This window comes from Verrucomicrobiota bacterium, from assembly GCA_016200005.1.
Taxonomy (GTDB): Bacteria; Verrucomicrobiota; Verrucomicrobiia; order Limisphaerales; family PALSA-1396; genus PALSA-1396.
In genome coordinates this window covers 145,842-159,139 of sequence record JACQFP010000020.1, presented here as the reverse complement: position 1 = coordinate 159,139, position 13,298 = coordinate 145,842, and the positions used below count along the sequence as shown (strand labels likewise).

Below are 13,298 nucleotides of genomic sequence, written 5' to 3'. Positions count from 1 at the left end.
GGACTCACGTCCGCGGCTACGAAGAAGGGCAAAAGATTTTTGAAAGATTCGCTGAAACTCGCCCGATTGCTCCTTCGAACACGCAAATGCGGCCCGGTCGCACAAGCGGAACAACCAACGAATTGAATCTCAATCCGACCATGAAAACCAAATCCAATCAGCTCCTCACCCTCGCCGCCGGGGCGGTGATTCTCCTGTTTGCAACCGCGTCCGGCTTTGCCCAGGCGCTTCCCCCGGTTGGAATCGCGCCCGGTGGTCCGGCGTATCTGCCCGACGAACTCTTGGTCCAATTCAAGGCGAACGTCACCGATCAACAATTGACCGGTGCCTTCCAGCAAGCCGGGCTGGGTTTGATCCAGCATCTTCAAACCCCGGCGATGAAAGACCATGGCCGGATCGGCCTCACCCACGCCGCGACGGCCATGGCGGTGCCCGCAGCCGTCCGCTTGTTGAACAATCTGCCCGGGGTGGAATTCGCCGAGCCGAACTGGGTCGTGACGCCGCAAGCCGAACCGAATGATCCGTTTTACACCGACGGTTGGCTCTGGGGAATGTACGGTGACGATCTTCCCTTTCCGATCGGGCCGGGGGGCACGAGCAACTCGTACGGCACGCAGGCGGAGAAGGCATGGGCACTGGGCTTCACGGGTTCACGGGACGTATGCGTGGGAGTCATTGATGGAGGAATCCAAGTGGATCACCCGGATCTGGCCGCGAACGTCTGGACCAATCCCGGCGAGATTCCCGGCAACGGCATTGACGACGATGGCAACGGTTACGTGGACGATGAGCATGGCTGGAATGCCGCCGGCAACAACGGGATGGTTTCATACGAGGACGTCATCGCCGACACGCACGGCACCCATGTGGCCGGGACGATTGGCGCCGTCGGTGGCAACGGCATCGGCGTCGCGGGCGTGAATTGGAACGTGACGCTGATCTCCGGGAAAATCTTCGGCACCAACAACGGCACATCTTTCGGCACCGTGCAGGCGTTGGATTACATGACCACGCTCAAAACTCGGAAAGGCCTGAACCTCGTGGCGCTGAATCATTCCTGGAGCAGCGGCGGTTTCAGCCAGGCCCTGCTCGATTCCTTCACGCGCGCCGCCCAGGCAGGCATCCTCTCGGTTTGTTCCGCCGGGAATAACACCAACAACAATGATTTTGCGCCCAGTTACCCATCGTCATTTGATACCACCGCCTCGGCCGGCTACAACGCAGTGGTATCCGTGGCGGCAATTACCCGGGACGGCGCGCTGGCGACTTATTCCAATTACGGTCAGACTAACGTGGACCTCGGTGCGCCTGGAGGCCAATACCTGAGTGCCACCCACATTCCCGAACTGGAAATCCTTTCCACAGTTCCGCCCAGCACGTATGACTTCAAGCGAGGCACGTCCATGGCGGCCCCGCACGTCACCGGCGCAGTCGCGCTCTACGCTTCTGTTCACCCTGGCACGACCCCGCAGCAAACCCGAACCGATCTGCTCACCGCAGGCGTGCGCCCGCTTGGGGCGCTCAACGGAATCACGGTCACCGGTGGGACGCTGGACATCGGCACACTCATGGCCGTACCGGCCAACACGCTTGCCGCTCCGAACGCACCCGCCAATGTGCAAGCCGTGGTCGGCGCCGGTGGCCGGGTGGACTTGAACTGGGCCGATCAATCCGCCAACGAACTGGGCTTCGCCATCGAGCGGTCAAGCGGCAGCCAACCGTATGTCCTGGTGGATACGGTTGGTGCCAACCTGACGAGCTATTCCGACTGGACGGTTTCGCCCAACACCACCTACTCCTACCGCCTCCGGGCTTACCATGCCGGCGGCAGCTCCGGCTACCCCAATTCGGTCAACGTCACCACGCCGAATGTGGGTCTGCCAGCCGCCCCCGCGAGCCTCACCGCTTCCGCCCAGACTCCGGCCAAGGGCGGGGGAGTCGCGCTGGCCTGGACCGACAAGTCGAACAACGAAGGCGGATTTCAGGTCGAGCGCAAGACCGGCAGCACGGGCACTTGGCAACCGCTGACAACCCTCAGCGCCAACACCACGAAGTTCACGGACCTCACGACGGTTTCGCGGACCAGCTATTCTTACCGCGTCCGTGGCTTCAACATTGCCGGTTCCTCGGCGTACTCGAACCAGGTCAGTGTCACGGCCAAATAATGAAAACACTGGAGCGGCGGCCCACGGTGCCGTTAAGGCGCTTGGGCTGCCGCCGGCTCCACAACTATGCGAACCACAATCAATACCCCCTGGCAAATCAAGAACCGGCTCCGGACGCTGGGCAGCGCCTGTGCCTTGGCCTGGCTCGGCGCAATTCCGCTTTCGGCAGAGGAACCCTACGTCCATTGGGCGAAAACCGTGGCGGGAGGTGTTGGGGATCTTGCCGTGACTGGAGATGGCGGGCTTGTTGACTACCGCTCGGATGGGACCTTGCGGAAATTCAGTCCGCAGGGAGATCTCGAGTTGGCGAACAGCAACTCTTTGGCAGGGGTTTATCGTGCCGCCGTTAAGACTGATGCTTTGGGAAACCAGTACTGGATAGGCCAGGTTTATACAAATGGCACTTTCGATTTTCCCGCGGTCCGGGGCTTTTTCGTGGCGAAGTTTGGTCTCACGAACAATCTCCTTTGGGTCAGGAATAACGAAATACCGGAGGAGAATGGCAGTGTGACTTACCCCACTTGTATCAGTTTGGATAGCGCGGGAAATATCGCCGTTGGCGGGACCAGCAAGGGCGGGTTGAAACTGGGGTCGTTTGAGAGCGATGGCGAGTGGAGTCCGCTCTTCTGCAAGTATGACGCGAATGGCAATCTGCTGTGGGCGAGAAAAGTCGCGAGCCAACCTATCAATTCGTATTCTACATCCTGCTCTGGCATCGCGCTGGACGGCTCCGGAAACGTGATTGCGTGCGGCTCCCTCCGCGAGGGCAGTTCGGACTTTGGAGGAACCACCGTCAATCCGGGGACGGTCCACGGCTACGGCGGTGATTGGTTCATAGCGAAATACGACCTCAACGGGGAGTTACTGTGGGTTACGTTAGACTACGCGAAGTCCCTCGCCGTTGATAAACATGGGGACATATACGTCGTGTTTGAGTGGCCTAAGCAAGACGTGACGGGGATCGCCAAGCTGAATGGCAACGGCGATTTGCTGTGGCAAAGGAATTTGCCAGTTTACGTGATGTCTTACGGGATTGCGCTGGATGAGCAGGGACAGCCTGTGTTCGCCGGCCAGTTCCAAGGGACGGTGCAGTTTGACGCGATCACGCTGCGATCCACACGCGGGTGGGTCGATTTCTTTGTCGCCAAAGCCGACGTTGCTGGGAATGTTTTGTGGGCCATCGCGGGTGGAGGATCCGAGGATGATGGCGGGGCAAGCGTCCGCTGTGACTCTGTGGGGAATGTATTTCTGACTGCGTACATTGGCAGCCCTGGTAGCTTTGACGGGATAAGCATTGTCCCGATCCCGACGGAGCCTTCTTACACCACCGTGGTGGCACGGCTTTCGGAGCGTCCACCGATGCAGATGGCGCGTTCGGCTGGGGGTGTGCAACTTTCCTGGCCGGCGAAGGCGACGAACTATGTCCTTGAAGCTGCCACCTCGCTGCCGGGAATCACCTGGAATCCGGTCACCAATACTCCCACCGTCAGCGGGAGGGAGCGCAACCTGCAACTGCCCGCCACCGGCGCCGCCAAATTCTTCCGCCTGCGCAGACCATGAGCATAAGGGCAGCGTAACGCCGGTTTTCCAACCGGCGAGTTGCCGACTCGAAATTCGGTGTTACGGGGCGCGTCCAAACCTCCGTCAGGTTTTGCACTTCACCGGCAGAGCGCCATGCCGCTTCGCTTTCCCGCGCTGCTCCCAAAACCACTCTGGCCAGTATGCCGTGCCCCAACCGTCGTACCCCTACGCGCACCGCAACGGCATTTTTTCTCACAGTTCCCAGCCCTTGCGGTATTCGTAGTGGAGAAAGCGATTCGCCTCCGGTTCATTCGTCGCGACCTTCGCGCTGTCCCAGAGAAGCTTGTCGCCGCCGTTGCGCACGCAAACCACGCCGAGCAACACCGCTTCCGTCAACGGACCGGCGAAGTCGAAATTGGATCGCGTCGGCGAGCCGGTGCGGCAGGCCAGCAACCACTCCTTGTGATGGCCCACGGAGCGGGGCAGAGTTTTCGGCGGTCGTTGGTAATCCCGGTTGCGCGATTCAGGAATCAGGCGCGGGTTTTCCCCGCCCCAGCCCGTGACGAGCATCTTGCCTTTGTCGCCGACGAAGATGATTCCGTCTTCACGATTCAACTCGCGACCATCTTCGAGTTCCACGGGACGCGGCGGCATGATGCCACCGTCATACCAATGCAACTTCACCGGCGGCAGTTCACCGCGCGCGGCGAACTCATAATGCACGACGTTCGCCACCGGAACGCTATCCGGAAAGATGGGAGTGGAACTCGCTTGAACGCTCGCCGGCGCGCCCAGCTTCAACGCCGAAAATACCGGCGCGAGATTGTGGATGCCCATGTCGCCGAGACCGCCGGAACCGTAATCCCACCAGCCGCGCCATTTGAAGGGCACATAGGCCGGATGATACGCGCGCATCGGTGCCGGCCCCAACCACAAGTCCCAATCCAATGTCGCCGGTACGGGTGGCGTGTCGGTCGGTCGGTCCACGCCCTGCGGCCACCAGAATGGCAACTTGCCGCGATGCGTCGGACGGTCGGACCAGACGTGCACCTCGCGCACCGCGCCGATGGCGCCGTCGTCGAGCCACTCGTTGATGAGCCGGTTGCCCTCGAAGGCCATTCCCTGGTTGCCCATTTGCGTGGCCACCTTTGCTTCACGCGCGGCGAGCGTCAGCGCGCGCGCCTCTTTTACGGTGCGCGTGAGCGGCTTCTCACAATAAACGTGCCGGCCAAGTTTGATCGCCATCATGCTCGCCGGGGCATGACTGTGGTCTGGTATGCCCATTGTGACCGCATCCACGGATTTCTCGGTTTCGAGCAACTTGCGATAGTCCCGGTAGCGTTTCGCCGCGGGGAATTTTGCGCCCGCGCTGTTGAGCCGGTTTTCGTCCACATCGCAAAGCGCAACCACGTTGACATCTTCGGCGCGCGTGACTGAATCAAGGTCCGCGCCGCCCTGACCTCCAACGCCGATGAAGGCGATGTTCAGTTTCTCGTTTGGCGACAGACGCCGGGGCGCACCGGGCGCGCGGCCCGGTCGCAACAAAAGATTTGCCGCGGCAATGGCGGTGGCGGCTTTGGTTGAATCAGTCAGAAAACGGCGACGCGTAATGGAAGCAGGCTTGGTTGACATGATCAAAGTGTTCCAAAGAAATTGGAACGTGGCAAGTCATGGCCGCAGGAGATGGGAAAGGGATCGGGCCGTGGCCGGGGATGAGTATCGTGTCTCCCGGAGCGCGATGCAATCGGCCCGGAGGACTACTCCCGGCGCTAAACCATTTCTTCGGCTATTGTGGCTGCGCGACCACGCGGTAAAACCGGCTCAATCCGGATAGCGGTTGGTTGCTGAGGGAGGTCAGCGTCGTGGGCCATTGGTTGGTCGGCGGCACGGGTGTCCAATTCCCCGAGTTCAACGCATCGCGGTATTCAACCGTGTAGCCGTAATTCGTTCCCAGACTGCGCCAGGTGAGTGAGCATTGACCGGGCGGACCGACCACCATCGACACTTTCAAGAACTGGACATCGTACGTGATGATGCGACCAGCGCCAGGGTCAACGGTGTCGAACGCTCCACTCGACATCGTTAACGTTCCGGCTTGCAACGTGGTCAGGTCGATTGATGCCACGCTGCCGTCAGTAACCGCGTAGAGCAGCAGGTTGAGCATCGGATCAACCACCAAATGCCGGAATGCGCCCGGATTGGCGCCGGTCTGTGCGCTGAACGAGATAATCCTTCCCGTGTGGTTCATGGTGTCCGGGTTCATCTCCCGAAACCAACCGTCGGTCGCGGCGTACCACAACGTCCCGGCGCGCTGATCAGCGGCGAAGTGACGGAATGCCCCCACATTCCCGTCGGTAAAAAAGGTTGCCGGAATGGAGCCGTTAGTCTGCTGGTTTGCGAGATCGTACATTTGAATCGAGCCATCGGTAATCGGTACGAGCAGCTTTCGCCGCGTATAGTCGATAAACACATGCCGGCTGCCTCCGATAATGGCGCCCGGAACGTTCGTGATACCCGGCCCTGCTGTCAGCACATCCACGTGGACCGAATGAATCTGGTTGTCCGTGGCAGTATACCAAAGCAAGCGGGTTTCCGGGTCGAACGCGGTCTCGCGGCCTGCGCCGGGATTGGCCCCGGCGAAGGACGAGGCGGGCACGAGAATGGCCTGCGTCCCGGCGGGGACGTTCAAACCAACGACCGCGCCATCCGTGCGTGGGTAATAAAGAATCCCTGCCGCGTGACACGACATCTGCAACGTCGGTAAAAGACTCGCGACCAAGACAACGGAAAGCACCGGGAAAAAAGCGCGGGTTTTCATAAGCTGGATTGCACGCTTTTTACCCCGGTGTAGAAATGTTCGTCAAGTTCATTGTTCCTGATTACACGACGGAGGGTCATAGGCTGATCTCGATCGGATCGCGCTGGAAATAGTTCTGCCTCCTGCCCATCCCCGATTGCAAGTGCCGCCGCTCACAGCTTGCGCGTGAGGCAGGAGCGCCTCATAGTGTCGGTCATGCTCAAGCCCCTGCGTGCGATCACGATCTTGCTGATGATCTCCGGTCTGGAAACCGTCGCCACTCTCGGCGCAGTCACGAATCACCCACCGGTTCGCAATCCAGTCGCCGTAAGCGAAGTTGCGACCGGGAAACGAACCTCGGCCAACGCCGCGTGGTGGGGTTTCAACCGGGACGATTCGACCGAGGTTCTTCAAGCCGCCCTCAACTCCGGCGCCAAGACGCTCGTCATCCCTTACATGGGCGAGCCTTGGATCGTGCGTCCGCTGCAACTGTGCAGCCAACAGGAGATCATCTTTGAACCGGGCGTTGCCGTCCTCGCCAAGAAAGGTGAGTTCCGTGGCGGGGGCGATAGTTTGTTCAGCGCCGTCGGCCAGTCGAACCTCGTCCTGCGCGGTTACGGCGCGACCTTGCGGATGCACAAGCGCGATTATCAAAACCCGCCCTACACCAAGGCAGAGTGGCGCATGGGACTCGCGTTGCGCGGCTGCCGTCACGTGCTCGTTGAAGGCTTGCGGATCGAAAGCAGCGGCGGAGATGGCGTTTACGTGGACGGCGGAGGCGACCTCGGCTGGAGCGAGGACATTACGCTGCGTAACTGTGTCGCCTATGACAACCATCGCCAGGGCCTCAGCGTTATCAGCGCCGTCAATCTGCTGGTCGAGAACTGCACCTTCGCCAACACGTGGGGCACCGCGCCGGAAGCGGGCATCGATCTGGAACCGGACAGCGAGAACCAGCGGCTCGTCAACTGCGTGATCCGCAACTGTGTGTTCGAGAATAACAACGGCAACGAAGTCTTGATCTATCTCAAGCCGCTCACGACTAATTCCCAACCGGTGTCGATCAAATTTGAACATTGCCTCATCCGGATGACGGACGCCCGGCGCACGCCGCCCGAACCCGGTCCCAAGCAAGGCATCAACGGAGTGGCCGGCATTGCCATCGGCAACGTGCGCGACAACGGGCCGATGGGATTGATCGAGTTTATTGATTGCGTCACCGAAAACACCGGCAAGGAATGCGTGCGGATCTATGACAAATCCCCGGACCGCGCCCGCGTTCGCTTCGTCAATTGCTCCTTCCGAAACCCTTGGATTTCGCCTTACCTGGGCGACGGCGGACCGCGCGTGCCGATTCTCCTTCACTCGCGTAACCCGACCAATGCCAGCCATTTCGGCGGGATCGATTTTGAAAACTGTGCGGTCTATGATACGACCGGCCGGCCGGCCGTGCGGTTGGAAGAGGAGCAAAGTCAAGTTGGCCTTCGCGATGTGCATGGGAAAATCCTGGTCATCGCGCCCGGCACTCCCTCGCTAAAACTGGGCAACAAACTGCAGGACGTGGATCTAACCGTTCGCGCAGAACAAAAAGGCGGTCCTGAACACGGTCCAGGAACCAAGTAACACCAGCTCGACTGCGCCAGATGTTCCGCAAAGCGGCGTTCGACGAGGCCCATGATGGGAAGCAACCAGCCGGTGAACCAGACTGGGAGCATCAGATGACCTCCGGCATTACATCGGGATAAGGACCGAGGAACCGTTCCCCGTTGAAGTGAATTAAATGCTCCGGATCTTCGGCAACCCACACTTCCGTCTCCCAAGAAATCTGTGTCAAGAAACTCCGCATGACATCGCGCGTCGAAAACGCGGTGACGAAAACCAATCCCGCTTTGCAGCCGGCGAACAGATCTTTCAACTCGTTGCGGCGTTTTCTGTCGACAGGCCCGGCGCTCGTTACGGCCTCAATTAAGAGCAACCAATTTCGCTTTGTGTCATGGACAACCACATCCGGCATCTTCGCCGGCGCCGGAATGACGCCGCCGAGCTTTTTCATATAGTCGGCATCCAAGTGCAAAAACTTATCTTCTGCATCGCCGATGTAAACGACCGTTCCAGCCGGCACGAAGCATGGGCAGAACTCCTCGACGACGGTTTTGATGAGCGCCCGCTGCCTTTTTCCAAACCGCTTTATGCTGGCTGCTTGAGGCGGTGAAGACGCACGGATCAAGCCGGCCTCCACAAAGCTATCGAGCGCAAGTTGAACGTCTGCTGTTGTAATTTGGTGTAGCATTCGCGACCGACAATATCCTGTTTTGGGTTATCCATTGCAAGCCGCATATCATCGTCGGGTGTCGAAGACCAGATACACCCAGGCAGACGAAATTTTCCGCGAATTCCTGAAGGAAACGCGAGTCGCAAAGAATCTGACTCAGGCGGATGTGGCGGCAAGTCTGGGTTTGCCGCAGAGCTACGTAAGCAAATACGAGAGCGGGGAGCGCCGCCTTGACTTCGTAGAAACCGTCCTCGTTTGCGAAGCGCTCGGGATGAGGATAGAAGACTTCGCGGCTGCTTATTCTGGTAAGTTGGCGAAAGCCCGGCGAGCAAAAGGTGACTGAAACCATGAAAGGCGAAGTGGCACTTGAGTTTCAGTCCAGCCAGAAAACGGCGAAGAAAGCCGCAGAGATTCTCGCTGCAAAGAAGGTTGGGTTTTCGATTCCCACTGGAAAGCAAAAGCAGAATCTTCTCGTCGCCTTTGCCAAGAAGGGAAAAGTTGTCTATGGCAGGGCATTCGATGTCGTCAAATTGGCTGGCCGGGTGGATTTGAACGACCTAGCCGACGTCGAGCGTAATCTTGAGAGGATTACGATTTACGAAATCAAATCCACCAAGAAAAAACTGGCCTCGGACTTCTCCAAATACTTCTTTGCACTCACCGGTGCAGAGGTGCTCGTTGCCCAAAGCCTGCGGAAGCAGTTTAAGTTCGCCCTGGTGAACACAGGAAATGGCAAATACATCGAATTGAGTTTAGCCGAAATCTTCGCCCGAGCGAAGGGCATCTATCCAACTTGGAGCATTTGCTTTTAGGACTTCGCAACGCGCGCGTCCACTCGTTGCTCACGATGGCGTTTGGATTGCGCGCCTTCTCCTTCGGCCAATGCACAAAGCCACCATTGAAGTGGCAGGGATAGATCAGCGGCGGGGTGTCGTTGCTCGGGTGACAGGAGATGGCCGACCTGATCGTGTTTCTGCAAAGCAGCATCCCCGCCACCTGCAAGACCGCCGATCCCAACCGCGAGCGCGACTTCGGCACGCTGCCGGGATTAATCGAACCGGGGGGAGAAACTCTCTCCGTAGTTGAGGAAACTTCCTAGGTCGTCGGGGACAGCGCCGACAACTTCACCTTGTTTGCCGGAGCGAGGTCAAGGTAATCTCCTTTAATGGCACGAGTGATCAATCTTTGGCGCGGTAACACCCAATTCCTCGTGGCGCTACTGAGAGGCGATCTTGACAAGGAGGATTACGAATGATTGATCCGATGGTTTCCCTTGCTTTTTCGGTTTATTCAAACAAAGGCGCCTACGCTCTCTTACTTGGATCAGGCATCTCACGCGCATCAGAAATTCCCACCGGTTGGGAGGTAGTCCTCGACCTCATTCGGAAGGTTGCAAAGTTAGAGGGAGAAGACTGCGAGCCTGACCCAGCCGCTTGGTTTAAGCAGGAACACGCAACTGATCCCGACTACGGCAAGCTTCTCGATGTGATCGCGAAGACTCCCACAGAGCGGCAGCAGTTGCTCCGGAGCTATTTCGAACCGAATGAAGAAGAGCGAGCGCAAGGCCTAAAATCTCCAAGCTCCGGACACAAAGCCATCGCTCAACTTGTCGCAACAGGATATGCGCGTGTGATCATCACGACGAATTTTGATCGCTTGATTGAAAAAGCGTTGGAGGAGGTCGGGGTTGCCCCAAGTGTCATCAGCACGCCAGACCAGGTCGCGGGTGCTCTCCCCCTGACCCATTCGGGCGCTACGTTGATCAAGCTTCACGGTGACTACCTCGATACTCGCATCAAGAATACCGAATCCGAACTCGCCACCTACGATCCAGCCTTGAGCAGCTTGCTGGATCGTGTCGTGGACGAATACGGCTTGATCGTTTGCGGGTGGTCAGCCGATTGGGATATCGCGCTCCGTGCGGCAATCGAACGCTGCCCTTCCCGCCGATTCACAACTTACTGGGCGACGCGCTCTCCGCTCGCTGGCCAAGCGAAACGCCTTGTGGATCATCGGAAAGCACAGGTGATTCAGGTTCGCGACGGCAATCAATTCTTTGAGGGTTTGTGGGTGAAAGTGCGCGCACTCGGAGACATGGCTGCACCTCATCCGCTTTCAGCCAAGATGGCTGTGGCGGCGGTAAAGCGTTACCTTGTGGACCCAGCCGCGAAGATTCGCCTTCGTGACTTGGTGGTTGACGAAACCGAGAAGACGATCGCCGAAGTAAACGCGCCAACATTCTCCGCCGAAACTCGGCTGCCACCGGCAGATGAACTTAACAAGCGACTAATCCTTTATGAAGGCTTGTGCGAAACGCTACTCGCGATTGTGATCACCGGTTGCTATTGGGGAGATGAAGCGCACGCAAAAATCTGGATGGATTGCCTCGAACGAATCGCCAATTCAGCGAAAAGCGAAAGCGGGTTGACGTATTTACTGAGCCTGCGGCGGTACCCAGCGCTTTTGCTTCTCTATGGCAGTGGAATCGCTGCGATAGCGGCAGGGAATTATCAAAACTTTGCCTCTATCGCGACGCGGGCAAAAGTAAGAAATGACCGAGAGGAAAAAGATTCCATTTGTTCAGTCGTTTACCCGATTCGCGTAATGGAAAACGAGGTCGGCCACCTGCTTCCTGCTTTGGATAAGCATTACACTCCGATCAGCGACTATCTTTTTTCAAAACTCCGTCTGCCGCTTCGAGAATATCTCCCCGGTGAGGAGGAATACCAAACGGCGTTTGATCGATTTGAATATCTCTTCGGACTCATACATGCGGACAAGAACCGTCGGGAAGTTCAAAACGGGTGGTGGGGGCCGGTCGGTCGCTTCGCGTGGCGAGGACAGCGTTTCGGAGGAGACCGCGCCACAAATACAATCCAAGCGGAGATTGAAGCTCAAGGCTCAAACTGGGGACCTCTCAAAGCGGGTCTCTTTGGCGGCTCTCTCGAGCAAGCAAAGCAGGCGAAGGCGAAATTTGACGTGTTCATTAGCATCCTTCCATTTCATTAAAACAAATGCATGTTTAAGATAGCTCAACCAACCCCCACCAAATCTCTCCGTACGCTGGTTGTGCTTGCCTTGCTGTTGTCCCTGACGGCGAGGGCAGGGGATTGGCCGCAGTTCCGCGGGCCTTTCGGGAACGGTGTCGCTCAGGAGGACAAGGCCCCGCTCCATTGGGGACCGACGAATAACGTCCGCTGGAAGGTGACTCTTCCGGGTCCGGGTAACAGCAGCCCCATCGTTTCGCATGGGCGCGTCTTCATCACCTGTGCGGAAGACGCGGGAAAGAAGCGAAACCTTTACTGCTTCGACCGCCGGGCGGGCAAGGAACTTTGGGTGCGGACGGTCGAGTTTCCCACAGTTGAACCCACGCACCAATCGAATCCCTACTGCGGATCAACTCCCGTAGCCGACGGCGCGCGCGTCGTGGTCTGGCACGGTTCGGCCGGTGTCTTTTGCTACAACTTCGACGGCAAAGAACTTTGGAAAACGGATCTCGGTGAAGTGCGCAATGAATGGGGCTACGGCTCCTCGCCGATTCTCCATCGCGGGAAGATCATCTTGAACTTCGGTCCGGGCGAGCGGGCCTTTCTGGCTGCGCTTGACCTGAAGACCGGCAAACTGCTCTGGAAATTCGACGAGCCTGGCGGTCCGAAAACCCTCCTCAAAGGAAATTGGGGCTCGTGGTGTACGCCCATCGTCGCCAAGGTCGGCGGCAAGGACCAGATCCTATGCAGCATGCTCACGCAGTTGGTCGCCTGCGATCCGAAGACCGGCAGGCGCTTGTGGTTTTGCGAGGGATTGGCGGAAGCATTGGCTGATCTGGTCTATCCTTCGCCGGTGGTGTCCGGCGAAATCGGCGTCGCATTTTCGGGATGGGTCAACGGACCGACGTTTGGTTTCAAGCTGGGCGGCGTTGGCGACGTGACTGCTTCCAACCGGCTGTGGCTGGAGAAACAGACTCAACGCGTTGGCTCCGGCGTGGTCGTGGGTGGAAACGTCTTCCTCGTCAACGCCGGACCGGGGACGGCGCAGTGCATGGAATGCGCGACGGGAAAAGTTCGGTGGATCGAGCGGCTCGAAGGCGGAGAAAGCTGGGGTTCGGTCGTGATGGCCGCCGGGCGGTTGTATGTCACGAGCCGAAAAGGTGTCACCACTGTCTTTCGCCCCGACCCGCAGAAGCTGGAGGTCCTGGCGATGAATGATCTGGGCGAATTGAGCAATGCCACGCCGGCCATCTCCGACGGTCAGATATTTCTCCGCACCGACGCGCACCTTTATTGCATTGGGGAGGATTGATTGGTTGAACTCGCACTCTGAAATCGAAAAGGGAGCGCACCCGCCACGGGTGCTGTTTTCCGCGCCCTCGCGGAAAACATCGGGCGCATGGAAATTTCCAAGACGGTTGCGAGTCCCTGCGCGTCGAATGCGGGACGCGAGGGCGCGTCCCGCTACGCCCGGGGCGGGCGTGCTCCCCGCAACATCGGAGTTCGGGTTGAAAAGAATATGACCTCGCGCATCAGGAACGTGTCGATGATTTTGC

The 13,298-nt window shown here is 58.5% G+C and carries 11 protein-coding genes; 8 read left to right on the top strand and 3 right to left on the bottom strand.

The features are described from left to right. Positions 1-140: 140 nt before the first annotated feature. Complete coding sequence (locus tag HY298_06870) at positions 141-2,165, top strand: S8 family serine peptidase (protein ID MBI3850000.1); 2,025 nt, start codon at positions 141-143, stop codon at positions 2,163-2,165. 66 nt (positions 2,166-2,231) lie between these two features. Further along, positions 2,232-3,725 (top strand): hypothetical protein, encoded by a 1,494-nt coding sequence (locus HY298_06865; GenBank protein MBI3849999.1) that lies wholly within the window; start codon positions 2,232-2,234, stop codon positions 3,723-3,725. 213 nt (positions 3,726-3,938) lie between these two features. On the opposite strand, the gene HY298_06860 is transcribed toward HY298_06865, so the two are convergent. After that, positions 3,939-5,318 carry a Gfo/Idh/MocA family oxidoreductase gene (locus HY298_06860; protein MBI3849998.1) on the bottom strand — a complete coding sequence of 460 codons (1,380 nt, stop codon included), beginning with the start codon at positions 5,316-5,318 and terminating at the stop codon, positions 3,939-3,941. A gap of 154 nt (positions 5,319-5,472) precedes the next feature. Next, the gene (locus HY298_06855; GenBank protein MBI3849997.1) at positions 5,473-6,504 is read right to left on the bottom strand and encodes a hypothetical protein; all 1,032 of its coding nucleotides are present in this window, start codon (positions 6,502-6,504) and stop codon (positions 5,473-5,475) included. A 195-nt stretch (positions 6,505-6,699) separates the two neighbouring features. Here HY298_06855 and HY298_06850 point away from each other — a divergent pair, with 195 nt between their 5' ends. After that, positions 6,700-8,106: a right-handed parallel beta-helix repeat-containing protein gene (locus HY298_06850; protein MBI3849996.1), complete on the top strand. Its 1,407-nt coding sequence runs from the start codon at positions 6,700-6,702 to the stop codon at positions 8,104-8,106. Positions 8,107-8,197: 91 nt separating this feature from the next. On the opposite strand, the gene HY298_06845 is transcribed toward HY298_06850, so the two are convergent. Next, the gene (locus HY298_06845) at positions 8,198-8,722 is read right to left on the bottom strand and encodes a hypothetical protein (protein ID MBI3849995.1); all 525 of its coding nucleotides are present in this window, start codon (positions 8,720-8,722) and stop codon (positions 8,198-8,200) included. Between the two features lie 109 nt (positions 8,723-8,831). Between HY298_06845 and HY298_06840 the strand changes: the two genes are divergently transcribed. The 5 genes from HY298_06840 (at position 8,832) to HY298_06820 (ending at position 13,054) form a co-directional block, all read left to right on the top strand. Beyond that, complete coding sequence (locus tag HY298_06840; protein MBI3849994.1) at positions 8,832-9,098, top strand: helix-turn-helix transcriptional regulator; 267 nt, start codon at positions 8,832-8,834, stop codon at positions 9,096-9,098. A gap of 4 nt (positions 9,099-9,102) precedes the next feature. After that, positions 9,103-9,567, top strand: coding sequence for a hypothetical protein (locus HY298_06835; GenBank protein ID MBI3849993.1), 465 nt, complete (start codon positions 9,103-9,105; stop codon positions 9,565-9,567). A gap of 140 nt (positions 9,568-9,707) precedes the next feature. After that, positions 9,708-9,854, top strand: coding sequence for a hypothetical protein (locus HY298_06830; GenBank protein ID MBI3849992.1), 147 nt, complete (start codon positions 9,708-9,710; stop codon positions 9,852-9,854). Positions 9,855-10,006: 152 nt separating this feature from the next. Then, positions 10,007-11,764, top strand: coding sequence for an SIR2 family protein (locus HY298_06825; GenBank protein ID MBI3849991.1), 1,758 nt, complete (start codon positions 10,007-10,009; stop codon positions 11,762-11,764). A 9-nt stretch (positions 11,765-11,773) separates the two neighbouring features. Further along, entirely contained in the window at positions 11,774-13,054 is a 1,281-nt protein-coding gene (locus HY298_06820) for a PQQ-binding-like beta-propeller repeat protein (GenBank protein ID MBI3849990.1), read from the top strand. The last annotated feature ends 244 nt before the right edge of the window (positions 13,055-13,298 follow it).

Excerpts from the sequence above, each read along its gene's own strand:
- HY298_06830 (MBI3849992.1), top strand. The coding sequence starts at position 9,708 with ATGGCCGACCTGATCGTGTTTCTGCAAAGCAGCATCCCCGCCACCTGC.
- HY298_06850 (MBI3849996.1), top strand. The coding sequence starts at position 6,700 with ATGCTCAAGCCCCTGCGTGCGATCACGATCTTGCTGATGATCTCCGGT.
- HY298_06870 (MBI3850000.1), top strand. The coding sequence starts at position 141 with ATGAAAACCAAATCCAATCAGCTCCTCACCCTCGCCGCCGGGGCGGTG.
- HY298_06865 (MBI3849999.1), top strand. The coding sequence starts at position 2,232 with ATGCGAACCACAATCAATACCCCCTGGCAAATCAAGAACCGGCTCCGG.
- HY298_06825 (MBI3849991.1), top strand. The coding sequence starts at position 10,007 with ATGATTGATCCGATGGTTTCCCTTGCTTTTTCGGTTTATTCAAACAAA.
- HY298_06835 (MBI3849993.1), top strand. The coding sequence starts at position 9,103 with ATGAAAGGCGAAGTGGCACTTGAGTTTCAGTCCAGCCAGAAAACGGCG.
- HY298_06855 (MBI3849997.1), bottom strand. The coding sequence starts at position 6,504 with ATGAAAACCCGCGCTTTTTTCCCGGTGCTTTCCGTTGTCTTGGTCGCG.
- HY298_06860 (MBI3849998.1), bottom strand. The coding sequence starts at position 5,318 with ATGTCAACCAAGCCTGCTTCCATTACGCGTCGCCGTTTTCTGACTGAT.
- HY298_06820 (MBI3849990.1), top strand. The coding sequence starts at position 11,774 with ATGTTTAAGATAGCTCAACCAACCCCCACCAAATCTCTCCGTACGCTG.